This is a genomic window from Leisingera sp. ANG1, from assembly GCF_000203975.2.
Lineage (GTDB): Bacteria > Pseudomonadota > Alphaproteobacteria > Rhodobacterales > Rhodobacteraceae > Leisingera.
In genome coordinates, this window is the sequence record NZ_AFCF02000011.1 from 38736 (window position 1) to 64845 (window position 26110).

20 protein-coding genes are annotated in these 26110 nt (G+C 67.2%); 9 read left to right on the forward strand and 11 right to left on the reverse strand.

The features are described 5' to 3' along the window. Window positions 1–296 precede the first annotated feature (296 nt). A complete protein-coding gene (gene xrtE / locus GC1_RS19105; RefSeq protein ID WP_019294862.1) occupies window positions 297–1895 on the forward strand; it encodes an exosortase E/protease, VPEID-CTERM system in 1599 nt (532 codons plus the stop codon). Between the two features lie 189 nt (window positions 1896–2084). Continuing rightward, window positions 2085–2597 (forward strand): hypothetical protein, encoded by a 513-nt coding sequence (locus GC1_RS19110; RefSeq protein WP_019294861.1) that lies wholly within the window; start codon window positions 2085–2087, stop codon window positions 2595–2597. 291 nt (window positions 2598–2888) lie between these two features. On the opposite strand, the gene GC1_RS19115 is transcribed toward GC1_RS19110, so the two are convergent. From GC1_RS19115 to GC1_RS19140, 6 genes are all read right to left on the reverse strand, one after another. Next, window positions 2889–3116, reverse strand: a complete 228-nt coding sequence (locus GC1_RS19115; protein WP_019294860.1) for a hypothetical protein — start codon at window positions 3114–3116, stop codon at window positions 2889–2891. 186 nt (window positions 3117–3302) lie between these two features. Next, entirely contained in the window at window positions 3303–3989 is a 687-nt protein-coding gene (locus GC1_RS19120) for a YjbF family lipoprotein (RefSeq protein ID WP_237754636.1), read from the reverse strand. A gap of 2 nt (window positions 3990–3991) precedes the next feature. Then, window positions 3992–6205 carry a YjbH domain-containing protein gene (locus tag GC1_RS19125; protein ID WP_019294858.1) on the reverse strand — a complete coding sequence of 738 codons (2214 nt, stop codon included), beginning with the start codon at window positions 6203–6205 and terminating at the stop codon, window positions 3992–3994. A 190-nt stretch (window positions 6206–6395) separates the two neighbouring features. After that, window positions 6396–8276 (reverse strand): polysaccharide biosynthesis protein, encoded by a 1881-nt coding sequence (locus GC1_RS19130; protein WP_019294857.1) that lies wholly within the window; start codon window positions 8274–8276, stop codon window positions 6396–6398. A 279-nt stretch (window positions 8277–8555) separates the two neighbouring features. After that, entirely contained in the window at window positions 8556–9167 is a 612-nt protein-coding gene (locus GC1_RS19135; protein ID WP_019294856.1) for a sugar transferase, read from the reverse strand. An 18-nt stretch (window positions 9168–9185) separates the two neighbouring features. Continuing rightward, window positions 9186–10034 (reverse strand): NAD-dependent epimerase/dehydratase family protein, encoded by an 849-nt coding sequence (locus GC1_RS19140; protein WP_019294855.1) that lies wholly within the window; start codon window positions 10032–10034, stop codon window positions 9186–9188. A gap of 147 nt (window positions 10035–10181) precedes the next feature. On the opposite strand from GC1_RS19140, the gene GC1_RS19145 reads away from it, so the two are divergent. Continuing rightward, window positions 10182–11300, forward strand: coding sequence for a polysaccharide biosynthesis/export family protein (locus tag GC1_RS19145; protein ID WP_019294854.1), 1119 nt, complete (start codon window positions 10182–10184; stop codon window positions 11298–11300). Window positions 11301–11544: 244 nt separating this feature from the next. Here the strand turns inward: GC1_RS19145 and rfbA are convergent, their stop codons facing one another. The 4 genes from rfbA to rfbC are packed head-to-tail and all read right to left on the reverse strand — an operon-like array spanning window position 11545 to window position 14952. After that, window positions 11545–12417: a glucose-1-phosphate thymidylyltransferase RfbA gene (gene rfbA, locus GC1_RS19150; RefSeq protein WP_019294853.1), complete on the reverse strand. Its 873-nt coding sequence runs from the start codon at window positions 12415–12417 to the stop codon at window positions 11545–11547. Next, window positions 12414–13265, reverse strand: coding sequence for a dTDP-4-dehydrorhamnose reductase (rfbD, locus tag GC1_RS19155; protein WP_019294852.1), 852 nt, complete (start codon window positions 13263–13265; stop codon window positions 12414–12416). Before rfbD ends, rfbA begins: the two co-directional genes overlap by 4 nt. A gap of 47 nt (window positions 13266–13312) precedes the next feature. Next, on the reverse strand, window positions 13313–14365 hold the full coding sequence (gene rfbB, locus GC1_RS19160) for a dTDP-glucose 4,6-dehydratase (protein WP_019294851.1): 1053 nt from the start codon (window positions 14363–14365) through the stop codon (window positions 13313–13315). Window positions 14366–14397: 32 nt separating this feature from the next. Then, window positions 14398–14952 (reverse strand): dTDP-4-dehydrorhamnose 3,5-epimerase, encoded by a 555-nt coding sequence (gene rfbC / locus GC1_RS19165; RefSeq protein ID WP_019294850.1) that lies wholly within the window; start codon window positions 14950–14952, stop codon window positions 14398–14400. A gap of 140 nt (window positions 14953–15092) precedes the next feature. On the opposite strand from rfbC, the gene GC1_RS19170 reads away from it, so the two are divergent. Beyond that, window positions 15093–16334 (forward strand): glycosyltransferase family 4 protein, encoded by a 1242-nt coding sequence (locus tag GC1_RS19170; RefSeq protein WP_019294849.1) that lies wholly within the window; start codon window positions 15093–15095, stop codon window positions 16332–16334. Between the two features lie 281 nt (window positions 16335–16615). On the opposite strand, the gene GC1_RS19175 is transcribed toward GC1_RS19170, so the two are convergent. After that, on the reverse strand, window positions 16616–17272 hold the full coding sequence (locus tag GC1_RS19175; protein ID WP_029204671.1) for a helix-turn-helix transcriptional regulator: 657 nt from the start codon (window positions 17270–17272) through the stop codon (window positions 16616–16618). Between the two features lie 812 nt (window positions 17273–18084). Here GC1_RS19175 and GC1_RS19180 point away from each other — a divergent pair. The 5 genes from GC1_RS19180 (at window position 18085) to GC1_RS19200 (ending at window position 25763) form a co-directional block, all read left to right on the forward strand. After that, entirely contained in the window at window positions 18085–19053 is a 969-nt protein-coding gene (locus GC1_RS19180; RefSeq protein ID WP_237754638.1) for a helix-turn-helix transcriptional regulator, read from the forward strand. Beyond that, window positions 19050–19709 carry a hypothetical protein gene (locus tag GC1_RS19185; protein WP_039137087.1) on the forward strand — a complete coding sequence of 220 codons (660 nt, stop codon included), beginning with the start codon at window positions 19050–19052 and terminating at the stop codon, window positions 19707–19709. The genes GC1_RS19180 and GC1_RS19185 overlap by 4 nt, the downstream gene beginning before the upstream one ends. A 195-nt stretch (window positions 19710–19904) precedes the next feature. After that, window positions 19905–22421: a calcium-binding protein gene (locus GC1_RS19190; protein WP_019294517.1), complete on the forward strand. Its 2517-nt coding sequence runs from the start codon at window positions 19905–19907 to the stop codon at window positions 22419–22421. Window positions 22422–22575: 154 nt separating this feature from the next. Next, window positions 22576–24345, forward strand: a complete 1770-nt coding sequence (locus GC1_RS19195) for a type I secretion system permease/ATPase (protein ID WP_052260492.1) — start codon at window positions 22576–22578, stop codon at window positions 24343–24345. Then, a complete protein-coding gene (locus GC1_RS19200) occupies window positions 24342–25763 on the forward strand; it encodes an HlyD family type I secretion periplasmic adaptor subunit (protein WP_019294519.1) in 1422 nt (473 codons plus the stop codon). The genes GC1_RS19195 and GC1_RS19200 overlap by 4 nt, the downstream gene beginning before the upstream one ends. Window positions 25764–26110: the final 347 nt, after the last annotated feature.

The window sequence follows — 26110 nt, forward strand, 5'->3', positions numbered from 1 at the left end:
TGCGTGCCGCACTGACAAGCCTTAGGGGCGAAACGCCGTAAAAAATTCATCTTGTGATTTAGCTGGCGGGACTGGGCACAGCCTGCGGAAGGGATGGCGGCTGCGGCTGCGGGGCGGGCAGGTTTCCGCCAGAGGGCCTGTGCAGAGGCGGCGGCGGCGGCCCCGGCAGGGATGACGCCGGCCGCAATACGTGCCATTGATCCGGGCACCACAGATATGCTCCGGAACAGCGGCACGGCCGGATCCGGCCGCACGCCCCGCACGGCAGGGGCCGGGAAAGGCAGGCAAGGACAGTGATGCAGGCGGTTTACTCAAGGCCATTCCTCCCCCGGCTGGCGGTCTTTGCGGCCGTCCTGCTGGCCGAAGTGCTGGCCATCCGCCTTGCCTTTCAGTTCAGGGAGACGTTTTCCTGTGCCGCCACCACGCTGCCCGGCCTGTGCGCCTGGATGAAAACCCTGCCGCTGCGCACGGTCTTTTCGGGCCTGGCCCTGGCGGCTGCGGTTGCGCTGAAGCCGTCTCTCTGGGGCGCGCGCGGGGCCCGGCCGGCCGCCGCTGCCGGGCTGCGCCCGAAGCCCGCGCTGCTGCATCTGGGGGGGCTGGTGCTGCTTTTTGCACCGCTCTGGCAGCTGTCCTTTGCGGATCTGGAGGCCCGGTTTGCCCTGCTGGCGCCGGTGTTTCTGCTGGGCGCCTTCTGCGCCGCCGCGGGGGCGCTGCTGTGGCTGATGCCGCTGCGGGCCTGGCGGCAGGGGCTGTCCGGCAGCGGGCTGGTGCTGCCGCTCACCCTGGCGGCCTTCTTTGCGCTGCCGGATATCGTGGACGCCTCCGGGGCCGTCTGGGGCGACAATCAGCTGCTGACCCGGCTCACCTTTGCCGCCGTGGACCAAGTCCTGTCGCTGTTTCACACCACAGTCACCAGCCTGCCCGAAGAGCGCATCTTTGCGCTCAACGGCTTTGCGGTCCAGGTCGGCGATGCCTGCTCCGGGATCGAGGGGTTTGCCCTGATTGCCCTGTTCATGGGCGGCTATGCGCTGCTCTGCCGCGGCAGCCTGCGCCTGCGGCCCTACTGGCTGGTGCTGTTCCCGCTGGCGGTGCTGCTGAGCTGGGCCTTCAACGTCCTGCGGATCTCGGTGCTGATCTGGATCGGCGCCTATGTCTCGCCGGCGCTGGCGGTGGAGGGGTTCCATTCCTACGCGGGCTGGCTGGTGTTCTCGCTGCTGGCGCTGGCGATCCTGATTTCCGCCCACAACATGCCGCTGTTTCAAAAGCCGGCGGCGGACAGCGCCCCGTCTTTGGCCCCGTCCCTGGCGGCGGATCCGCTGTTTGCCCGGATCGTGCCCTTCATCCTGTTCATGATCAGCGGCACGCTGACACCGCTGTTCTGGGAGGTCCCGTCCGAGGGCTACCCGCTGCGGGCGGCGCTGATGCTGCTGGGGCTGGGGCTGTTCTGGCCCGCGCTCAAGACGTTCAGCTGGCGGGCCGGGCCGCTGGACTGGCTGGCGGGCGCCGCGGTGGCGGCGCTGTGGCTGTGGACCGCACCGGAAAGCGGCGGCAGCACCGCCGCGGCGCCGGATCCGGTCTGGATCATCTGCCGCCTGCTGGGCACGGTGCTCCTGGTGCCGGTGATCGAGGAGCTGTTCTTCCGCGCCTATGTGCTGGAGCGCATCGCCGGCGGCCCCGGCGCGCCCGCCTGGCGGGCCTGGGCCGGTCTAGCGGCCAGCAGCCTGCTGTTTGCGGCGCTGCATGGCCGCTGGCTGGCCGGGGGCGGGGCGGGGATCGTCTTCGGGCTGCTCTACCTGCGCAGCCGCCGCCCCGGCGGCGCGGTGCAGGCGCATATCCTGGCCAATGCCCTGATTGCCGCTGCCGCCCTCGCGGCGATGGATTTTGATCTGCTCTGATCCGGCCTTTGCGGACAGGCCTGTTCAGAAAATGCGGCGCGGCGCGGCGGCGCAAACCCTTAAAATTTGCCTAACATGAGATCTAAAGTGTTGATAATGTGCTAATTTTTGCCACATCCGCAACCCGGTCAGCGCGCAACGCTTTCTTAATCAGTCTCCAACGCCCGTTAACGCTTTGGAGGCCTGACCATGCTGGCACAGAACACCGCATCTTCCGCCGCCGCCCTAATTGGCCGCCGCCGCACCCTGTTTCATTCCGCCGCAAAAGCCGCCGCCGTGCTGGGCCTGGCGCTGATGGCGCTGCAGCCCTCTGCCGCCGCCGCCCAGCAGACCTATGTGGTTGGCAGCGACCGCGGCGGCTATCTGCATGACCGGCTGATCGAGCTGAAGAATCTGCAGCAGAACGGCGTCCGGGTCGAGATCCGCGGCAAGGTCTGCTATTCCACCTGCACCATGTTCCTCGGCCTGCCGGGCGCCTGCGTCGATCCGGCCACCACTTTCGGCTTCCACGGCCCCTCGCGCGGCGGCCGCCGCCTGACGCAGGAGAAATTCGACTACTTCAGCCGGGTGATGGCCGGGTATTATCCGGCGCCGCTGAAGAGCTGGTTCATGGCCGAAGGCCGCAACCGGATTTCCGGGGTCCACAAGATCAAAGGCAGTGAGATCATCCGCATGGGCGTGCCGGCCTGCCGCAACGCCTAAGTAGTACCCGCTGCCGGCAGGGCCGTGTGCCCGGCTGTTTCCCGCGCCCCCGCTGCAGGAGCTCCCGCGGCGGGGGCGTACTCTTGTGCGCAGGCCTCTGTGCACCTGGCAGGACAGGGCATTTTCCCTGCGCCGGCCGGATCGGCGATTCTCGCCCGCAACCATAGCCTGTAATGGGTATTATGGAAAATAACTCCGGGCAGCCCGGGAGGCGGACAAAAAAACGGGCCTCTGCAGAGGCCCGTTTTCCAAAGATTGCGGTGCCGCCGGTGCCGGCAGCAGGCCGTCAGATCAGTTGGTGGTGGTGGTGGTGGTGGTGCTGACGGAATCGTCGTCGTTGGCAATCACGCCGACCACAACCAGGGCACCGACGACAGCTGCAGCGGTGCCGGCGGTCACGCTGGTGCCGAGGATGCCGGTTTGTTCGCCGCCGGTCGGTGCCGGAGCGGTTTCCTGTGCGGAAACGGCAGTTGCCGACGCCAGGGCTGCCAGGGTCAGAGCGGACAGAAGATTTTTCATTTTCAAACTCCTTTGGAGAACTGTGATAGGTGCGTTGAGGCGACCTTATGGGAGGCGGATGGTTATTTCAACGTATGGAATAGCGGCAAAACTGTTGAAATCCCGTTTGCATTGAAGATTTTTTCCGCCCGTTGCCGCAATGCCGCGGGGACAGGGTGGAAACCGGCGCGGAAAACCGGCGCAGCCTCACCGCTGCAGCTGGCGGATTCGGATATATCCAATTTCCGGGCCAGCCCATTGCCGCGATTGCCAGACCCGGATGCGCCCCGGGCGGGAATCAACCCAGTAGTCATTGACCACCGCCCCGCCGGCGCCTTCGCAGCGCTCCTGCAGGTGGCGGGCCGGATGGGTGATCTCGACAATTTCCACTGGTTCCGGGCCGAGGTCGTGCAGGCTGCAGGCCATGTTCAGCACCCGCTGGCTGTTGCCATCGGCGCGCACGGTATAGCGGCGCGCGCCGCCGCGCGCCGGGCCGCCCTTGCCGTCTGCGGCCGGCACCTGCGCCGACAGCAGCCCGCCGCCCAGGCCGCGGGTGGCAATCAGCATGCCCTGGCGCAGCGCAACGGAGGCATTGTCCCGGCTGCGCCAGACCTCGATTTCGCCGGCATGGCTGTCGCGGCGGCGCAGCCCCGGGGTCAGGTAGGCGGTGACCGCGCGATTCTCGATGGTGAGCTCGATATGGGGCAGGGTCTCGTTGTCCAGGAGCGCCCGGGTCAGCTTGGGCAGCGGCGGCGGGCTGCGGCGGCGTTTGAACTGCTCTGCCACCGCCTGCACAACTTCCAGCTCGGCCTGGGTCTTTTCCGGCCCCTGGCTGCAGCCCGCCAGCAGCAGCGCAGCGGCCAGGGCGGCGGCGGCCATCCGGATCATGCTCATGCTCATTCCCAGAACCTCGCGCGCTGGTCTTCCAGGCTCTTGCGGTGGGCCTCGCGCACCGGACCGTAGAGCCGGTCCGGCACCGCCACCCGCTGGCCGCCGTCGCGCTGGGTCGGGCGGATGGTCAGGCCGAAGCCCGACCGCGACGGTTTGCCCAGCAGCCAGTCGACCGGAATGCGGAAGCGGAAGCCCTTGTCAAAGGAGCCCTCGCCGAAATCCTCGGCGGAAACATTTGTCAGGGTAAAGAAGGCGCCGACCAGGAAGCCGTTGTCGAACTCCCGGTTCAGGCTGAAGGTGCCGCCGTAGTCGCCGGCCAGGTAGCGGCCCGCATCCAGCTGCAGCAGATAGCCCTTGCCCAGCTCCGCATAGGCCGAGGCATGGCCGGTGAAGGTGCGGTAATCGCGGAACGAAAACCGCTGGTCGAAATCGCGCTGCACCACATAGTTGGCCTCCAGCCCGAAGCCGATGCGGCTGTTCACCGGTTTCCACAGCACCTCGCCCGAAATGCCGCCGTACATCGTCTCAAACAGGCCGGCGGTGGCGCGGGCATAAAGGTTGCGGCCCGGTTTCCACAGGCGGCTCACATAGAGGTTTTCCAGGGTGGTGCCGAACTGGGCGTATTCGCTCTGGTCGGTGCGCACATGCGGCAGCACCGAGTTGGAGGCGCGGCCGTTCTTCACATTGCCGGCCAGCCGCTGGCGGATGGTGCCGGCGATGCGCCAGCCGGGCGCGGGCGCATATGAGGCGGTGAAATCGAGGCCCGCATCAATCCGGAACGGCTTTTCGGGATCGAAATAGGCGGGCTCGGTATAGGGGCTGATGGAGCTGGCAAACGCCGGGTACAGCTCGCTGGAGAACAGCGCATCCGCGGGCAGCGGCCCGGCGTCCTGCACCCCGGCGGCGGCGAACAGCGCGTCCGCGGCTTCCGGGTCGAACTCCAGCGCCTCCAGGTCGGAACGGCGGATCTCGATCACAGACAGGCCGAGGCCGCGGCGCACCGGCACCAGCCGGAAGCTCTCCACCGAGGGCGGCAGGGTCTGGGCCAGGGCGCGGGCGGCGCGGCCCGCTGCCTGGCTCTGCGAGCGGTAGCGGATGTTGCGGTAGCGCAGCTCGGCGCTGGTGCCGGTGAGGGTGATCGCCTCCAGCACCAGCCCGTCCGCCTTCAGCGCCTCGGCGGCCCGGTCGCGGACGGTGCGGGACTTGGTTTCGCTGGCGGCCCAGTCCTGGCTCCAGTGCGCCTCTTCGGTGGCCCATTGGCTGCGCGGGTTGACCGGGTGCGGCGCCGGCACCGCCATCAGGGTGGGCGGATGCTTCGGATTGAGCTGGATCTGCGCGGTCAGGCCGATCTCGGAGCCATAGAGGTAATAGGCGCCCAGGCGCACCCGGTCGGAATACTGGTATTCCACCCCGAAGTTGGCGGCCGATTTATGCTCGAACACATCCGATCTGCGGGTTTCGGTCACATAGGCGTCGGTGGAATATTCCGCCTTCAGGCTCCAGCGCTCATCCGGCTGCCATTCAAAGCCGGCAAAAGGCGCGACGGGGCCGCGGAACCACTGGTCCGTGGCCAGCTTGCCGCCGGTGCTGCCGCCGACAAAGCCGGGGCGGGTGCCGGTTGAGCCGATGCCGCCGTTGCTGCCGAGCCGCCCCCAGCCAAGCCCTGCCGAGATCTTCAGCCGGCCGGGACCGCGGCCCCAGCCCAGGGCGGCGGCCTGAAACCGCTTGGTGGCAACAAAATACTCTGCGGCATAGATGCCGGTGCCGGCAAAATCCTGCAGCCCCATGGTGACCTCGGGCAGCCAGCCGCGCTCGCGCCAGAGCCGGGCGCGCACATCGAAGCCGCGGTCGTAATAGGTGCTGAAGCCGAACAGGTTCAGGTCCTGGATGCCGTTGTAGCGGAACGAGGCGCTGAGCCAGGGCAGCGCCTGGAAGGTGATGTTGTAGCGCGACGTGCCCGCGAACCAGGAGTAGGTGACCGCATACTGGCCGTCGGGCAGCATTTCGGCGCTTGGCATATCGATGAGGCCGGGGCTGCCGTAGAAGTTGAGACTGGGCGGCGGCAGCGGTTTCAGCCGCGGCGCCGCGGCTTCCGTGCCCGGGGCCGCCTGCGGATCGTCGCGGGTGATCTGCGGCACCTCTGCCTGTCCCGGAGCGGCAGCCAGGCACAGCAGCGCCAACGCTCCGGTGCTGTGCAGAAGGGTCTTGATCGGGGTCACGGGGAAACCTGCCTTATGGAACTGCCTGCCGCCGGTCTTCGCGGTCCCGGCCTGTTGTCTGTGGCCCGCTTAGACCATGGGGCGGGCGGCGGATCAATTGCCGGCGGCGCCGGGGCCGCGGTTTTGCCGCCATTGCTGCCCCCGGGCCGCACTCCGGCCCGCCTGCCCGGCCGCAGAGGCCGGCGCGTTGTCAGGAACTCTTGCGCTCCGGGGCCGGCGCCTGGCAATAGCCTTCGACCCAGTGCCGCACCACCTGCAGCGCCGCCGCCTCGTCGCCCGCGGCCACCGCCTGGCGCAGGCTGCGCAGGAAGCCCGCGACCTCGATCTCCGACAGCACGGTTTCGCGGGCGCAGAAGATCTTCTGGTGGCGGGTGTGGATCAGCTCCTCGCTGAGGGTCAGCTCTTCTTCCATCTTCTCGCCGGGGCGCAGCCCGATGATCTCGATGGCGATGTCGCCCTCGGGATGCTCTGCATCGCGCACCGTGTGGCCCGCGCTTTCGATCACCTGGCGGGCCAGCTGCAGGATCGGCACCGGCGCGCCCATATCCAGCACGAAGACCTCGCCGCCCTTGGCCATATCGCCTGCCTGCAGGACCAGCTGCACCGCCTCGCTGATGGTCATGAAGAAGCGCTTCACATTCGGGTCGGTCACGGTGACCGGGCCGCCGCGGCTGATCTGCTCCTGGAACAGCGGCACCACCGAGCCGGAAGAGCCCAGCACATTGCCGAAGCGCACCATGGTGAACACGGTGCGGCTGCCGAAGCGGGTGGCCAGGTCCTGCACAATGAGCTCTGCCATCCGCTTGGAGGCGCCCATCACATTGGTGGGGTTCACCGCCTTGTCCGACGAAATCAGGATGAAGCGCTCGACGCCTGCGCGCGCCGCGGCGCGGGCCAGGGTCTGGGTGCCGAAGACGTTGTTGGCCAGCCCCGGCAGCGGGTTGGCTTCGACCAGCGGCACATGTTTATAGGCGGCCGCATGCAGCACCACCTGCACCTCATGGGCATTCAGAACCATCCGCACCTGGCGCGGATCGGTGACCGAGCCCAGGACCGGCACCAGCTCGATGCCGGCTTCCTCGGCCAGCGGCCCCAGTTCCTGATGCACGGTGTAAAGCGCCAGTTCGCTGAGCTCGAACAGCACCAGCTTGGACGGGCGGCAGGCCAGCACCTGGCGGCACAGCTCCGAGCCGATCGAGCCGCCGGCGCCGGAGACCAGCACCGATTTGCCCTGGTAGGAGCCGGCCGCTTCCTGCAGCGGCACATCGCGCGCGGCCCGGCCCAGGAAGGCCTGCGGCGCCACCGGCGTCAGCTTGTCGACCAGCGCCTCCTCGCCGATCAGCTGGGCAAAGGAGGGCAGCGCCTGCACCTCCAGCCCCAGTTTCTGCAGCCGCTGGGTGATCTGCGCCTGGCGCGGCTGGCTCTGCGAGGGCATCGCCAGCAGCACCCGGCGGATCTGGCGCGCCTGCACGATCTCGGCAATCCGCGACGGCGCGAACACCGGCAGCCCGACCAAGGTCAGCCCCTGCAGCGAGGAGTTGTCATCGGCAAAGGCGACCGGGTCGATGCCGCTGTGCGCCTTCAGCGCCTGCGCCAGCTGGGTGCCGGTATTGCCGGCGCCGTAGATCAGCACCCGGCAGCGCGGCTTGGCGCGGCGGTAGACGGCCAGCACCAGCTGCAGCATCGCGGCGCGGGTGACCACCATGAACAGGAAATAGCAGATCGCAAACACCACATGGGTGCCGGGGCCCAGCACCGGCCCGAAGATGGCGGTGAGTGCCGCCAGCACCAGCGCGGTGCCGGCAGCCAGCAGTGCGCTTTGCGCCGCGGCGTGGCGCTCATAGGCGTTGAGCTGCACATAGGGCAGCCCCAGCCACAGGGTCAGCGCCGCGGCGGCGGCCATCACATAGGGCAGCAGCGGCGACAGCTGCGCCAGGGTGGCCAGCGCCGGCTCCGGCAGCGGCTGCACCTCAAGGGTGAACAGCAGCGCCAGCGGCAACAGCGCCAGGTCCACCGCCAGGAAGACGTAGGATTTCTGCCTGCGCGACAGCGCGCTGATCAGGTTGTACATGCCTGTTTGCCCTTGAATGCCTGCATTCCTGCCCTGCTCTGTATCCGTTTGCCTGTTCCGGCAGCGCCCTGCTGCCGGATAGCAGAAAAAAGTAAATCAAACACGGCCCAGATGCGCTGAAATCCGGTGCGCGGCCCATAAAACACAGTTTCTATCATAGCCGGCTTCCCCTGTTCCGCAAAACGGCCGGCGGCGGAAACCCGCCGGACAGCGCCAGCCGTCTGGACAGCCTGCCCCGGCCAGGCGGCGCAGGCTATGCGGGAATCACTAAAACTGTGTCTACCCCCGGCGGAATATGTTGCCAATGGTCTGGAACACGATGTCGAAATCAAAGCACATGCTTTGATGGCGCTGGTAGATCAGGTCCAGCCGCGCCTTCATCGGCACGCAGAGCCGGGAATAGACCGCATGGGTTTCTTCGGCGCTTTTGCAGCGCGCCAGCAGCGCCGCCTCATGCTTGTGATAGGTGATCGAGGCGAGCCCGGTGACCCCGGGGCGCGATTTCAGCACCTCTGCGTAAAGCGCGGGGTTTGCCTCCACATACTGCCTGAGCGGCGGGCGCGGCCCGACAAAGGAAATGTCGCCCTTGAGGATGTTCCACAGCTGCGGAAACTCATCCAGCCGCTTGCCGCGCAGCCAGGCGCCGGTGCGGGTGATGCGGGCCGACTTGTCGCCGCCCGACACCCCGGTGTCGGTGTCCACCACCGTCATCGTCCTGAGCTTCCAGAGGCGGAAGGGCTGGTCCACCCCCTTCATCCGCTCCCCCGCATAGAACAGCGGCCGCCCCTCCTTCCACAGCAGCCAGCCCATCAAGAGCAGCAGGACGGGGCCCAGCACCGCGATCAGCAGGCTGGCAAAGAACAGGTCGAACAGCCGTTTGCGCCAGGTCATGTCGTGTCTTTCATCAGGTTAGTCATCCGCCATATCAGGCTCTAATGCGGCCCATTCTGCCGCCATGGCGCCCGCATCCGCTGCGGGCAGCGGGACGGGCAGCAGCGCCTGCAGGCGGGCCGCATCCAGCGCCACCTCCGGGATTGCCGCGGGCGGCGCCGGGCGGGTGGCAAAGGGTTTGCCTGCCGCCTGCAAGAGCGCGCCCATCTCCACCGCTCCGGGCTGCGCGACATTCAGCACCGGCGGCAGATCCGGCGCTCTCAGCAGCGCGCCCAGCACCTGCGCCAGGCAGCGCACCCCGATGTAGCTGCGCCGCGGGGTGGCGCCATCGGCGAACCGGTCCAGGGTGAAGCCTCGGCGCCAGCCGCCCAAGGCCGCGTCAAAGCCCGCAATATTGCCGATCCGCAGGGAACAGACCGGCACCGCCAGTTCCGCCCCCAGCGCCGCGGCGCGCGCCTCCATCTCTGCCTTGGCTGCGCCGTAAGGATTGGCGGGCTGCAGGGCTGCGTCCTCAGCCAGCAGGCCGGAGCCCGCGCCGTAAACCGCCGCTGAGGAGGCCAGGAGCACCCGGGCGCCCGCAGCGGCACCGGCCCGCACCGCCGCTTCGCCCAGATGGATATGGTCTGCCATCTCTGCGCCGCTGCGTCCGGGCACCGGCCCCGCCAGGCAGAGAATCGCAGCCGCGCCCTCTGCAGCGCGCGCCAGCGCCGCCGGCTCTGCCAGCGGATCGAAAATGTGCCAGTCTCCCGGCAGCTGCGGCATCCGGCGCGCCTGCAGGCGCAGATCCAGGCCTTCGGGCGGGCACAGCTGCAGCAGCCGCCCGATGCGCCCTGTTGCGCCCAGAACCAATACGGCGTGTTTCGCCATCGCGGCTGCCCGTTCCTGTTGAACCCTCTCGCCCAGCCCAGTATCCTTTGCCCGGACAAAAATCAAAGCGGTTCCCCCGGGCATGGGCCAGACATTGGCAAGACATGGGTCAGGGGGCGCCCCGAGCGCTTCAAGGGCAGGCTCCCGATGCTGAAACTACTTCCCTGGCTGGCCGCTGCCGGCCTTTGCCTTCTGCCCGCGGCCTGTTCCCGCCTGCCCGGCGGCGCCCCCGCCAGCGAGGAGATTCTGAAGGAATCAGGCGAGGCGGATGCCAATTTCGCGCTCTACAAGGTGAACCGGGCGCTGCTGCCCACGGTGGCGGCCTGGCCGCCCACCGGCAAGCAGGAACGGCTCTCCTGGCTGCACGCCCGCCAGGGTGCCCGCACCCAGATCATCCAGCCCGGCGACCTGCTGACGCTCAGCATCTGGGACAGCAACGACAATTCGCTGCTCACCTCGCTTGAAGAGAAGATGGTGCAGCTGCAGGACATGAAGGTCGCCGCCAACGGCACCATCTTCATGCCCTATGTGGGCGATGTGAACGTGAACGGGCTGACCCCGGACCTGGCGCGGCGCAAACTGCAGGAGGCGCTGGAGCCTGTTGTTCCGTCCGCCCAGGTGCAGCTGGCGATGGCCGAGGGGCGCGGCAACTCGGTGGATCTGGTCTCCGGCGTTGCCCAGCCCGGCACCTATCCGATGCCCGACCGCAACTATACGGTGATGGGGCTGATCTCCGCGGGCGGCGGCATCAGCGCCACCCTCAACAACCCGCAGATCCGGCTGGTGCGCGGCCAGTCGATCTATGGCACCTCGGTCGACAATCTGCTGAACAACCCGCGCCTCGACACCTTGCTGCGCGGCGGCGACCGGGTGTTTGTCGAGGAGGACGAGCGCTATTTCCTCTCCTTCGGCGCCACCGGCGAGGAAGACCTGCACATCTTCTCCAAGGATGAGATGTCGGCGATGGACGCGATGTCCGTGGCAGGCGGCTTTCAGGACGGCAAGGCCGATCCCAAGGGCCTGCTGATCCTGCGCGAATACCCGGCATCCGCCATTGCGCCCGGCGTGCGCGGCCCGCGCCAGCAGCGGGTGGTGTTCTCGCTCGACCTCACCTCCGCCGACGGGCTGTTTTCGGCGCGCCAGTTCCAGATCAACCCGGGCGACCTGGTGATGGCCACCGAATCGCCAGTCAACGACGTGCTGACCGTCTCCAACATCTTCGGCAACTTCTTCGGCGTCTTCAGCCGCGCCGGCGTGATCGAGTAAACTGCCGCTGAGGGGAAACTCCCGCGCCTTGCCCGCGGCATCAAAGATGCCGCGGCAGAAGCCTTGGGCCCGGCGCCGCTGGCGCGGCGCTGTTTTCTTGCTGAGAAGCGCTTCAGGTGCGGCCTGCACCTGAAGACGCCTTGTCCATGGGACCGGCGGCCAGCGCCGCCTCAAGGGCAAGCCGCGCAGATGCGCGGAGGCTGACGCCTCCCTTGACCCGGCGCCGGCCTGAAAGGCAGGCCCGCTACTTCAGCAGCCCTTCCAGATAGGCGCCATAGGCGTTCTTGGCGAATTTCTCCGCCCGTGCCTTCAACTGGGCGTCATCAATCCAGCCCTGCTCATAGGCGATCTCTTCCGGGCAGCCGGTCTGCAGGCCCTGGCGCTCCTGCAGGGTGCGCACGAAATTGCCCGCATCCAGCAAGGACCCGTGGGTGCCGGTGTCCAGCCAGGCATAGCCGCGGCCCATGGTTTCGACCCGCAAGGCCCCCTCGTTCAGGTAGCTTTGCAAGAGATCGGTGATCTCCAGCTCGCCGCGGGGGCTGGGCTTGACCTGACGCGCCCGCTCCGGCGCGGTTCCATCCAGGAAATACAAGCCCGTCACCGCATAGTTCGAGGGCGGAACGGGGGGCTTCTCGATGATCTCGCGCGCCTTGCCGTCCCCGTCAAAGGCCACCACGCCGTAGCGCTCCGGATCGGCCACGTGATAGCCGAAGACGGTGCCGCCCGCGGCCTGCCCGTCTGCGGCGGCCAAGAGTTTCGGCAGGCCATGGCCAAAGAAGATGTTGTCGCCCAGCACCAGCGCCGAGGGCGCGCCCGCCAGGAAGTCTTCTGCCAGGATAAAGGCCTGCGCCAGCCCGTCGGGCGAGGGCTGCACCACGTAAGTGAGCTCAACCCCCCACTGGCTGCCGTCGCCCAAGAGGCGGATGAACTGCTCCTGATCCTGCGGCGTGGTGATGACGCAAATCTCGCGGATGCCCGCCAGCATCAGCACCGACAGCGGATAGTAGATCATCGGCTTGTCATAGAGCGGCAAGAGCTGCTTGGAGACCGCCATGGTGATCGGATAGAGCCGGGTGCCGGAGCCGCCTGCCAGGATAATGCCTTTGCGTGCTGTCATGAGAGCTCTCCCAAATCCTTCAGAATATCATCCAGCCCCAGCCGCCAGTCCGGCTGCGGGATGCCAAAAACAGTGTCTAATGCGGTGCAATCAAGCCGTGAGTTCAAGGGCCGCGCCGCCGGCGTCGGATAGGCAGTGGTGGGAATGTCCTCCACGCCGCAATCTACCCTTGCGCGGGCAAAGATCTCCCGCGCGAACCCGGCCCAGCTGGTCTGCGGCTGGCCCGCAAAATGATAGGTGCCGGATTTGCCCGGATCCGCCGTCAGCTGCCGCGCCATCGCAAGGCAGGCCGCCGCAATATCCCGTGCCGGCGTCGGCGCGCCAATCTGGTCGGCGACGATGGTCAGCCGCTCGCGCTCCTTGCCCAGACGCAGCATGGTCTTGACGAAGTTATTGCCGTGGGCCGAGACCACCCAGGAGGTGCGCAGCACCGCATAAGGTCCGCCCGCCGCGCGCACCATCTCCTCGCCCTTGAGCTTGGAGCGGCCATAGGCATTCAAAGGCGCGGTGGCATCCCCTGTCTGCCAGGGCGCATCCCCGCTGCCGTCAAAGACGTAGTCGGTGGAAACGGTGACAAAGGGAATGCCCATGTCCGCGCAGGCCGCCGCCATCGCGCCGGGGGCGGCGCCGTTGATCACGGTTGCCAGCGCCTCTTCTTCTTCGGCCTTGTCCACGGCGGTGTAGGCGGCGGCATTGATCACCGCCTGCGGCTGCGCCTGCCGGATCGCCGCTGTACAGGCCGCCGGATCAGACAGATCCGCCTGATCCCGGCCCAGGCAGGTGACGCCGTCATAGGCTGCCAGTTCCTGCGCCAGCTGGCCGGTCTTTCCGAATACGAGGATGGTCATGCTTCAGTCCTTTTCCGGAACAGAGGAAGGCGCCGGCCCGGCCGCGCTCACTTGCCGGTGCCCAGCCGCTGGCCGACGCCGTCGCGGTCCTGCAGGGCGCGCCACCAGGCCTCGTTGTCGAGATACCACTGCACGGTCTTCTCCAGACCTTCCTCCACCGTCACCGAAGGCCGCCAGCCCAGTTCTTCGCGGATGCGGCTGGGGTCGATCGCATAGCGCGCGTCATGGCCCGGGCGGTCACTGACAAAGGTGATCTGGTCTTTGTAAGACCGCCCATCCTCCCGGGGCCGCTTGCCGTCCAGAATCTCACACAGCGTATTGACCAGCTCCAGGTTCGAGCGCTCATTCTCGCCGCCGATATTATAGGACCGTCCCAATGCGCCCTTTTGCACCACCAGGAGCAGCGCATCAGCGTGGTCTTCGACATAGAGCCAGTCGCGCACGTTGGAGCCATCGCCGTAGATCGGCAGCGGTTTGCCCGCCAGCGCATTGAGGATCACCACCGGGATCAGCTTTTCCGGGAAGTGATATGGCCCGTAGTTGTTGGAGCAGTTGGTCAGCACCACCGGCAGCCCGTAGGTCTCAGCCCAGGCGCGCACCAGGTGGTCGCTGGCGGCCTTGCTGGCCGAATAAGGCGAGCGCGGATCGTAAGATGTCTCTTCGGTGAACTGCACCGACGGGTCGGCAGGCAGGCTGCCGTAGACCTCATCCGTTGAAATATGGTGGAAGCGGAAACCCTCCGGCTTGCCCGCCTGGGTCCAGTATTTCCGGGCTGCTTCCAGCATGTTGAAGGTGCCGGTGATATTGGTCTCGATGAAATCGCCCGGCCCGTCGATTGAGCGGTCCACATGGCTCTCGGCCGCCAGATGCATCACCGCGTCGGGTTTATGGGTCTCAAACACATGGTCCAATGCGGCGCGGTCGCGGATGTCGGCCTGTTCAAAGGCATAGTCCGGGCTTTCAGCCGCTTCCGCCACATTGTCCAGGCAGGCGGCATAGGTGAGCGCATCGAGGTTCACCACCTGATGGCCGCGGGCGATGGCCAGCCGCACCACGGCTGAGCCGATAAAGCCGGCGCCGCCGGTCACCAGTAGTTTCATGCCGCACCTCCGGTTGCGCGCAGTTTCATCTCTTATCCTTCCCAGACAAAGGGGCTGGCGAAATCCGCAAGCGCCGGCGCTGCGGCGTCTTTCCCGGACAGCACCGGGGTGCCTTCGAATTCCCAGTCAATGCCGCAGCTGTCCCAGGCCACCGCGCCGTCGCAGTCCGGCGCGTAGTAATCGGTGCATTTATAGACCACCTCGGTATCGGGCACCCGGGTGATGAAGCCGTGCAGGAAGCCCTTGGGCACCAAGAGCTGTTTGCCGTTTTCCGCGCTCAGCTCGATGCCGAACCATTCCCCGTAAGACGGCGAGCCCTTGCGGATGTCCACCGCCACATCAAACAGCGCGCCCTGGCCGCAGCGCACCAGCTTGTCCTGGGCCGCGGGCGGCGCCTGGAAATGCAGGCCCCGCAACGTGCCGGGCTCGCGCGACAGCGAATGATTGTCCTGCACGAAATCCAGATCGATCCCGGCCTCCTGCATCCGCCGCCGGTTCCAGCTTTCGCTGAAAAACCCGCGCGCATCGCCGAACCGGGCCGGTGTCAGCACCTTCAGCCCCGGCAGCCCCGTTTCCTCAACCTGCATTCCTGTCTCCGCGTCATCGCATTCATGCCTTTGCCACTCCTAGCCCCGCGCTGGCGGCAGGGCAACAGCCGCGGCAGTTCCCTGCCCGCGCCCGCCTCCCGCGCTTGCATCCCCGCCGCCGCCCCGGCAAGCATACCCCCATGAAAATCCTGTTTGTGCATCAGAACATGCCCGGCCAGTACCGCGAGCTGGCCCCCTGGCTGGCCGCCCAGGGCGGCCATGAAATCGTCTTTCTGACCCAGCGCGGGGGCGTGCAGCTCCCGGGCATCAAAACCGTGGTCTACAAGCCCTTCCGCACCCCGGAAAAAGACGCCTTCGGCCTCTCCAAGGACTGGGAGGCGGCGGCCGGCGCGGGCCTTGGCGCGGCGCTGGCGGCGCGGCAGCTGCGGGATGCGGGCTTCACCCCCGACATCATCATCGGCCACACCGGCTGGGGCGAGCTGATGTTCATCAAGGACCCCTACCCCGATGTGCCGGTGATCGGCTTCTTCGAGTATTTCTACCAGACAACCGGCGGGCTGGTCGGGTTCGACCCGGAAAACCCGGCCAACGACCAGGCCTATTTCTTTGCCGAGGCGCGCAACTCCGTGCCTTACGCCAGCATTGAGCAGGTGGACCTGGGCCATGTGCCCACCATCTGGCAGCGCGACCGTTTTCCGGCCAGCTTCCATGACCGCATGTATCTCTGCCATGACGGCATCCGCACCGACCGGCTGGGCCCCGATCCGGCAGCTTCGGTCAGCCTCGGGCGGCTGGACAGGCCGCTTACCCGCGACGACGAGGTGGTCACCTATATTGCCCGCAACATGGAGCGCGCCCGCGGCTTCCACATCATGATGCGCGCCCTGCCCCGGATCCAGGCGCAGCGCCCGAATGCGCGCATCCTGATGATCGGCGGCAACGAGACCTCTTATGGCGCCGAGAGCAAGCACCCCGGCGGGTTGCGCGGCGAGATGGAGGAGGAACTGGGCGATAGCGTCGACTGGAGCCGGGTGCATTTCCTCGGCAAGGTGCCGTATGACGACCTCACCCGGATCATCCAGATCAGCCGCTGCCACATCTACCTGACGATGCCCTTCGTGCTCAGCTGGTCGCTCCTGGAATCGATGGCGATGCAGGCCACCGTGGTGGCGGCGGATGTCGCCCCGGTGCGCGAGGCGATCACCCATAATGAGACCGGGCTGCTGGTCGATTTCTTCAGCCCGGAGGCGCTGGCCGATCAGGTGGCGGATGTGCTGGCCAATCCTGGCCCCTACGCCCATATCGGCCCCGCCGCCCGCGCCCATGTGGTGGAGACATATGATTTCCTGACCCGCTGCCTGCCGGAGCATATCGCCCGGATCAATGCGCTCGTGCCGGAGGCACGGAGAATAAAGGTCTAGCCGGAGGCACGGAGGATAAAAGTCCAGCCGGAGGCGCGGCGGATCAGGCTCTGTTCAGGCCGTTTCCGCCTGTTCCGGGTCAAGACCGGCGCAGCCGCCGCGCAGCGGCGCCCAAGACTTTTTGAAAAGTCTTGGCAAAAGTTTTCGAAAACTTTTGCGCACCGGGTTGGCCCACCGGCCGGATGCGGCGGGCCCCGGCCCCGCCCGCATCCGGCAAGCGGCGCCGCCGGCCATGGGCCGGGGCGCCTGTTGCATGTCTGGCGCTGCCGCCCGCAGCCCGCTCAGTGGCGGTGCGCCTGCGGCGGCAGCTGCTCGGAGGCCCAAAGCGCCGCCTGGGTGCGGTTCTTGGCGCCGATCTTGCGGAAGCAGGTGCGCAGATGCACTTTCACCGTGGCTTCGCAGATCCCCAGTTCATTGGCGATGCTCTTGTTGGTGGCGCCTTCCGTGAGCTTGGCCAGGATCAGCTGCTCGCGGTCCGACAGCCCGTGCCGCACGTCCTGGCGGGCCGGTGCCGCCGCCTGCGGCTCCGCCCCGTTCAGCATTTCCGGCACCGGCCCTGCCGCCGCTGCGGCGGACAGCACGATGCGGTAGCCGTCCTGCACCACCTGCAGCGCCGCAATCAGCGCGCCGGCCGATTTGCGCTCCGGGATCACCGCCTCGGCATACTGGCTGAGCTGCATCTGGGCCGAGGCCGGGCAGCCGTCGCCGGTGATCAGGATCAGCGGCACCGCGCCGTTGCGGCTGCGGAAGGCCTGCAGCTCCTGCTGCAGCTCCGCGCCGGCCGCATGGCTGTAGCACAGCACCATGTCGCGCTCCGGCAGCTGCGGCAGTTCCGCCAGGGCGCCGCAACAGCGCCCGGTCTCATAGTCGTTTGCTTCACAGATGGTCAGAAACATGTCCCTGAGAAGCCTGCTTTCCCCCACAACGTGCACAGGCATCCAAAACTCCTTTACTCGTAACATGCCGGAAATTGCCTCCGGCCCGTCCCCCTGGAGCGTGCTGTTTCGGCTGGCCCACCCCCGCAGACCGCCGGATTTGCAATGCGCCGGCACACCCCGGAACACAACTCACCTGCTTGCCGCCGCCTGGGCCCCGGCAGCGCCCGCGCGCCGCCGTTTCCGGATCGTGATAAATACAGAACACACCCGGAAAAAACGTCCCGGACCAGGCAGCGCACGCCGGCATTCAAACACTTCAGATGCGCATTGCTGTGGATAAACCGTAGCGAATCCAGCCTTTATTGTTAAGAAACTTCCCCTCCCGGAGCAGTGCTTTTTGGCAGCGGCAGTGCCGGTTCCGGGGCCTGCCCCGCCCTACTGGCCTGTTTTTTCACGCGATCTGCCCCCGGCGCCCTACCCCCTTGGCATTGTCCCCAAAGCGGAAACGCAGTGTTTCCGATTGGGTTTCTACAATTTTAAGACATTCGTACTTTTTGGAATCACAACCTCAGGTTTCAGCGATTCGCCGCTTCCGGCCCCGGCAGCTACCCCCATGGTGGTATTTTGCCCGGGCGCCCAGCCAAAGGCCGCAGCGCCGCCCGGCCTTTGGCGTACCCCCTATGCCCGGTTTGACCCTGACGCCAGAGTGCTACCCTCAAGACATTCATTATGTCATGCCGGGGGGCAACATGGTTATGTTGAGTGCGTCCGTTTCGCAAACGGGCAGGTTGTTTTTCACGCGGTCTCTCCAGAGGCAAATCTCATCCCTGACACATCTGGCCCTGGTCCAGCCCGGCCACCGGCATGCCCCGGTGCTGACCAGCGACGACAGCCTGGGCGGCGCCTGTTCCAGCGCCGCCGCGGCGCTGCTGCGGCGCCAGCTGCAGCCCGGCAGCGCCACCGCCTTCCGCCCCCGCCAGCCCGGCGGCGCCGCGGCGCGGATGCTGGCCGCACAGCTGGCCGCGGCAGACCAGCCGCAGCTGGCTGAGCTGGCAGCGGAGCTGGCGGCTGGGCGCGGCTGGGCCATGTTCACCTGCAGCTTCGAGGACGGCAGCGAGGACCTGATCGCGCTGCGCCTCGAAGGCGGCCCGCATGATGCCCATTGCGGCGACATCCTGCAGGCGATCTGGCCGGTGCTGCGCGAGGACTCCTTGCGCGAGCTGGCCGGCGAAACCCAGGCGGCAGTGACCAGCGCGCTGCTGTGGACCGTCTCCAAGAAGACCGACAGCGCGGTGCTGGTGCTCGATGCCGAAGGCGCGCTGCTGCACTGCAATGAATCGGGCCGCGACATGCTGGATGGCGGCGACCTGCTGAGCGACCAGTCCGGCCGCCTCAGCTGCGCCCGCCCCGGCGAGACCGCGGGCTTTTATGCAGCCGTCGCCGAATGCGCCCGCTCGCGCCGCGGCAGTGCCCGCGGCCCGCAGGAGCTGATCCTGTTCCTGGAGGACCGCAAGAGCGGCATGCGGCTGCCGGTGTCGCTGACCCGCTACCGCTGCGCCGGCTCCGGCCAGCCGCTGGTGGTGGCGATCCTGCCGCGCCAGCCCGACCGCCGCCGCATCGAGATGCTGGCCCAGAAAATGGGGCTGTCGCCGGCCGAAGCGCGGGTGGCGGCGCTCATTCAGCTCGGGCTCTCCAACCGCGAGGCGGCGCATATCGCCGGCCTCAAGGTGCAGACCTTCAACACCTATGCCAAGCGGGTGCTGGCCAAGATGCAGGCCCCCGGCCGGGCTGAAATGGCGCAGCGGCTGACCTGGCAGGCCTCGCTGGGGAGAGCGTCATGAACAAGATGGCACAGGACACCCCGTTCCAGGGCCCGCCCGCGCCGGCTGCCCCGCAGGCCCAGGCAACTCAGGCCCAGGCAACTCAGGCTCAGACAGCTCAGCCCCAAACCGCGCAGGCCCAGGCCGCAGCGGCCCGGATGGAGCAGCCCGCACAGGACAAACCCCAGGGCAATTCCCAGGACAAGCCGGTGCAGCCGCCGCGGCTGAGCAACGCGGTGCTGGCGCAGATCTCCGCCGCGCTGCGCCAGGGCGGCGAGCCGCTGGCGGCCCAGGCCGACCTGGTGGCGCTGCACAAGCGCATCGCCGAGATGTTCACCACCCTCAACGAGGGGCTGGGCGAGCGCCACGCGCAGAAGGCCGCGGCCGACCGCGCCGCGCTGACCGCCCGCATCGACCAGCTGGAAACCGCGGTGAACCGGATGGAGGGGGCGCTCAGGATCGAGTTCGAACCGGTGCTGAAGGCCGCGGTGGCCGAGGCGCTGGCGCAGGCCGCGCCGCCGCCGCGCCGCCGCCGCGGGCTGGCCGCGGCCGCGCTCCTGCTGGGCGCCGCCGGTCTGGCGGCCGGGGTTTATTGGCACGCCCCCCTGCAGGAAATGGCCCAGGCCGCTGCCGCGGCTGCCGAAAGCCGCACCGGCTGGCAGCTGCCCGGCCTTTAATCGGCATTTTGTCCCCATTTGGGGGCATCCGCTGCGGCGCGGATGCGCTGCAATACTCCCAGAAGGCATGATCCCGCCTTTTTGCGCCAGCGGCCCCCCGGGGAATTCCTTCCAGGGCCGCGGCACCGGCGGGGGCGCGGCCCCGGGCATCCGCCCGCAGCCCCGCCCCGCATTTTAACGAGGAGGAAGTTTACCATGGGTATTGAAGACCAGAATCCTGAGTGGGAAGTCTGTGATCCGGAGTGCAGGATCGAGTTCTCCAAGGACAAGAATGATCCGAACTACAACAACGGCGCCACCGAACAGGGCGACGGCGGCGGCAACGTCATCAACCTGAACGACCACTATGCGGCAGACAACGCCCGCGGCGGGGCCGGCGATGACGCGATCTACGGCAACGAGCGCAACAACAAGCTCGATGGCGAAGAAGGCCAGGATTACATCGAAGGCCAGGACGGCGACGACAAGATCAAGGGCGGCACCGGCAACGACAAGCTGTTCGGCGGCGACGGCGACGGCAAGGGCCGTTACGAGAAGGTGGTGGCCTATTACGAGACCAAGATCGACTACGACACCTGGGAAGAATATGAGGTGCCGGTCTACAAGACGATCTATATCGACGACGGCGATGACTGGATCGACGGCGAGGAAGGCTGCGACTACATCGACGGCGAAACCGGCAACGACACCCTGCTGGGCGGCCTGGATGCCGACACCGTGTTCGGCGGCGACGGCGATGACCACATCTTTGGCGACGATGCCGACGGCGACTACAGCATGCGCGGCGGCAGCGACGACAAATGGGGCTATGACGGCTACGGCAAAGGCCGGCCGGAAGGCGACGGCGATGCCGGCGACTACCTCTACGGCAACGACGGCAACGACTGCATGGATGGTGAAGGCGGCGACGACTGCATGTGGGGCGACGACGGCCAGTTCGACCTCTACGGCAATCTGGATTACGACCATTCCAACAACAACGACACCATGTACGGCCGCGACGGCAATGACCGGATGAACGGCCAGCAGGGCAACGACCGGATGTCCGGCGGCCTCGGCGACGACCTGGTGATCGGCGGCTCCGGCGACGACGAGATGTTCGGCGACGAGCGTCAGGGCCAGGGCGACGATCTTGACTTCGGCGCCGACAGCGGCACCGGCGACAAGAACGGCGAGGTCGATGGCGACGACTGCATGCTGGGCGGCACCGGTGAAGACACCATGGACGGCCAGGGCGGCAACGACACCATGTTCGGTGAGGAAGACAACGACCTGATGCAGGGCGGCCGCGGCAACGACGTGATGGGCGGCGGCGAAGGCGACGATGACGTCAACGGCGGTGCCGGCAAGGACACCATGCGCGGCGGCACCGGCAATGACGTGCTGGAAGGCGGCGCCCAGGGCGACCTGATCTTCGGCGACCGGGCCGACAACCTTGGCAGCGACCACTACAAGGCGCCTTATGTCGACTGGAGCTGCTGCGACGACGAAGAACCGTCCACGGCATCCAACGAGCATGGCGGCGGCCACAATATGAAGCCGGTTGATTGCCCGGACTGCTACGAGCCGGAAGACAACGGCGAGAAGGTCGAGGGCCACGACGTGATCCGCGGCGGCTCCGGCAACGACACCATCTTCGGTGAAGGCGGCAATGACGTCATCTACGGTCAGACCGGCAATGATGTGGTCAGCGGCGGCGACGGCGAGGACATCATCAAAGGCGGCCTCGGCAACGACAAGCTGTCCGGCGATGACGGCCATGACTGCCTGCATGGTGAAGACGGCCACGACCTGCTGAAAGGCGGCTCCGGCAACGACACCATCAAGGGCGGCGATGATGCCGACAAGGCCTTTGGCGGCACCGGCAACGACAAGATCTTCGGCCAGGAAGGCGATGACACGCTGCACGGCGGCGATCACGACGACTACATCAGCGGCGGCACTGGCCGCGACGTGATCTTCGGCGACGACGGTGACGACAAGCTGATGGGCGGCCGCAGCCAGGACTTCATCGATGGCGGCAAAGGCGAAGACACGCTGAAAGGCGGCAAGGCCGGCGACGTGCTCAAGGGCGGTTACAACGACGACACGCTCTATGGCAACACCGGCAAGGACTGCCTCTATGGCGAAGAAGGCTACGACAAGCTGATGGGCGGCTTCGGCAACGACTTCCTGGATGGCGGTTCCGGCAACGACAAGCTGTTCGGCAACGCCGGCAACGACTGGCTGAAAGGCGGCACCGGCGACGACTGGCTGGTCGGCGGCACCGGCAAGGACGTCTTCATCATCGACCTGGAATGGGACGGCTACAGCTTCACGTCGAACGATGGCCATGACACCATTCATGACTTCGACATCGACGAGGATCATGACGTGCTGCTGTTCCGTGTCCACGGCGACATCTCGGCGCAGGACGCCTTCGAGAAGCTCAATGGCGGACCGGACGGTGTTGGCGGCCACGCACAGGTCACCGAATCCGGCGGCGATACCCAGATCAAAGTGGGCGGCGCCTGGGTCACCATCAAGGACCTGCAGGGCAACGAAGCGCCGTTCTCCTCGCTGGGCCATGACACCAACCCATGGGGCGGTGTCGGCATCAACGCGGTCTCCAGCGGCGACGCGGGCAGCTATGAAGCGATCCGTGTGGTCACAGCTGACGACTTCGATGACAGCTACGACAACATCTGGGGCCACCTCAACTACGGTGCCTGAGCTATAGGAACGGCGGGCCCGGGGTTTGCCTCGGGCCCGTCCAGCCCTGGTTCAGGACAGCGATTTGGTCCCCGGCCAAGGATTGCATCCTTGGACCAGGGCGCTGACCTCCAGATTTTACAACTTCACTTCGTGCAGCCGGGGGGCAACGACAATGAAGACAAAACGGGTATTCGACGGACAAAGGGGTGTGCTGGCAGCCATCTTCACCGCCAGCATCTTTGTGAATCTCCTGATCCTGACAGCGCCACTCTACATGCTGCAACTGTTTGCCCGGGTCATGGCCTCGGGCAGCATTCCAACCCTGATTGCTCTCACCACCGGCGCGTGCATCGCGCTGGTGTTCTTTTTTATTTTCGACATGCTGCGCCAGCGCCTGGTGGCGCGGCTCGGCTCCCGCCTCGAGGCCCGGCTCAGCCCGGTGGTGCTGGAAGGCATGATCAACGGCGAACTGCCGCCGGCCCTGCGCAAGGCGGAACCGGTCCGCGACATCCAGGAGCTCAGGAGCTTTGTCACCAGCCCGGTGTTCCTGGCGCTGCTGGACGCGCCCTGGTCGGTGATCTTCCTGGCGCTGATCTTCATGTTCAGCCCGGTGCTGGGAATGGTGGCGCTGGCGGGCATCGCGGTGCTGTTCAGCCTGGCGCTGCTCAACGAGATGCTGGCCCGCAAGCCGATGGATGAAGCCGGCAAGCAGGCCACCGAGACCAATGCCGCAGTGGCCGAGATGATGCAGAACGCAGGCCTGATCCGCGCCATGGGCAAGACCGGCCCGCTGATCGGGCGCTGGCAGCTCAAGGCGTTCTCGGCGCTGCTGTTCAACACGCTGGCCACCGACCGGGTGGCGCTGATCACCTCGCTGGCCAAGGCCGCGCGCATGGGGCTGCAGATCGCGGTGCTGGGCGTCGGCGTGGTGCTGGTGATCAACAACCAGCTGACCCCGGGGCTGATGATTGCCTCCTCGATCCTGCTGGGCCGCGCCGCGGCGCCGGTGGAACAGTCGATCGCCGGCTGGCGCGGCTTTCTCAAGGCGCGCAGCGCGCAAGGGCGGCTCAACACCCTCTTGGCCCATCTCGGCGCCGCGCCGGAGCGGCTCACCCTGCCGGAGCCGGAAGGCCGGCTGGCGGTGGAAAACGCCACCGTGGTGCTGCACGGCCGCCCGGATCCGCTGCTGATGGACATCTCCTTTGAGCTGAAGCCCGGCCAGTCGCTGGGGCTCATTGGCCCCTCCGGTGCCGGCAAGACCACCCTGGCCCATGCGCTGGCAGGGCTGCAGCCCTTGGTGCGCGGCCATATCCGCATCGACGATGCTGCGCTTTCGGACTGGGATCCGGCGCAGATCGGCCAGCATGTCGGCTTCCTGCCGCAGCGGGTCGAGCTGTTCCAGGGCACGGTGGCGGAAAACATCGCGCTGATGGACCCGGACGCCAAACCCTCCGATGTGGTGGCGGCGGCCAAGCTGGCGCAGGTGCATGAGATGATCCTGGCGCTGCCCGGCGGCTACAACGCCGAGGTCGGCCCGCGCGGCGAGTTCCTGTCCGCAGGCCAGCGCCAGCGCATCGGCCTGGCGCGCGCCTTCTTCGGCGACCGCAAGCTGATCATCCTGGATGAGCCCAACGCCAATCTCGACCCCGAGGGCGAAGAGGCGCTGGCCTGCGCCATCGAGGAAGCCTGCGCCCGCGGCGCTGCGGTGGTGGCGGTGACCCACCGGCTCAGCCTGCTGCGCCGGGTCAGCCATGCGGCGCTGTTGCAGGACGGCCGCCTGGCCCGCTTCGGCGAGGCCCGCCAGGTGATCGAGGCGGCGGCGCAGCCGATGGCGGCCGCCCCGGCGCATCCCGACGACCCCAAGATCGCCCCGTTCCGCCACCGCAAGGGCCCGGCGGACCAGGACAACCGGATCCCTCCGGCTGAAGGAGAAAGCGCATGAGCCTGGTCAAGCAAGAGACCCGCACCCCGGCCCGCAGCAGCACAAGCCCGGACGGGCTGCAGAACGGCTTCCGCGACCTGATGCCGGCAGGGGCCGGCCAGGACATCCCGCTGCCCAAGCACCCGCCCACCCGGGTGCGCCAGCTGGTGCTGTGGCTGGTGGTCTGCGGCTTCGGGTTGTTCGGCGGGCTGGTGTTCTGGGCCTCCAAGGCGGAGCTGACCAGCGCGGTGGTGGCCGGCGGCAGCTTCAACGTGGCCGGCGACCGGCTGGCGGTGCAGCATTTCGAAGGCGGCATCCTGCGCGAGCTGAATGTGAATGAAGGCGACCGCGTCCGCGAAGGCCAGGTGATCGCCCGGCTCGACGGCCGCCGGATCCAGGCGCAGCTGTCGATCCTGAACAGCCAGCTGGCCAGCGCCCTGGCGCAGCAGGCGCGGCTGGAGGCTGATCTGGCAGGGGCCGATACCCTGCAGCCCGGCGCCGAGCTGGACCGGCTGATCACCGCGGCGCCGGAACTGGCACGGCTGGTGGCAGTGCAGCAGGACCTGCTGGCCTCCAACCAGTCGCTGCATCAGGGCCAGATCGAAATCATCCAGGGCCGCATCACCCAGCTGGGCGACCAGCTCAAGGGCCGCGATGCCCGCATCCGCGCCACCGAGGAGCAGCTGGATCTGGTGCAGACGGAGCTGGCGGATCTGACCGGCCTGTTCGAAAAGGGCCTGGTGCCGAAAACCCGCATCAGCCAGCGGCAGATGCAGCAAAGCGACCTCCTGGGCACCCTCGGCGCGCTGGAAAGCGACCGCGGCAATGTTCTGGAGCAGATCGGCGAGATGGAAGAGCGGCTGCTGCAGACCGGCCGCGACCGGGTGGCGCGGATCGCCGCCCAGAGCCTGGAGGTGCAGGAAGAGGTGCTGGACTTGCGCCAGCGGCTGGATGCCACCCGCGATGTGGAGGAGCGGCTGACCATCCGCGCGCCGCGCAGCGGCCGGGTGGTCGGGCTTGAGATCAACACCCTGGGCCAGGTGGTCGATCCCGGCCGCACCCTCTTGGAGCTGATGCCCGAGGATGCAGGCCTCCTGGTGGAAACCCGGGTTGCAGTGGCGGACATCGACGAGGTGTCGATGGGCAGCCAGGCGCGGGTGTCGCTGACCGCCTACAGCTTCCGCTCCACCCCGCCTGTGCAGGGCGAAGTGGTGATGGTCGCGGCCGGCACCACCACCGACCGGGCCACCGGCGAGACCTACTACCCGGTGCATATCCGCATCAAAGACGCGGAACTGGCGGCCCTGCCCAATGTGAAGACCCTGCCCGGCATGCCGGCCCAGGCAATGATCGAAACCGGCCGCCAGACCCTGGCCAACTATCTGATCAGCCCGGTGCTCGCCAGCATGTCGCAGGCGCTGAAGGAAGGCGATACCTGAGGCGGGGAACCGCACAGACACCCGCCGCCCCCCGACCGGGCGGCGGCAGGAAAGGCAGCGGCCCAGGGGGGAGGGCCGCCCGCCTGACCGGGCCCGCTCCGGCCATGTGCCGGAGCGGGCCTGATCCGTTCTGCGCCCGGCGCTGCAGCAAAACCCGCGGCCCGCAAATAGGTCCGGACCGGACCAAATGTTTCGCGCGCGAAACATTTGGTCAATCATGCTGACCCTTTTTCAAGCGGGGCCGAACGCCGCTTTCCCAGCAAAAGCGGCGGCCTGCGGCGCGGGTATTTAAGACCAGAAAGAAGCGGCCGGGCAGGGTGCCTTGCCGCTTCTTTCTGGTCTTAAAT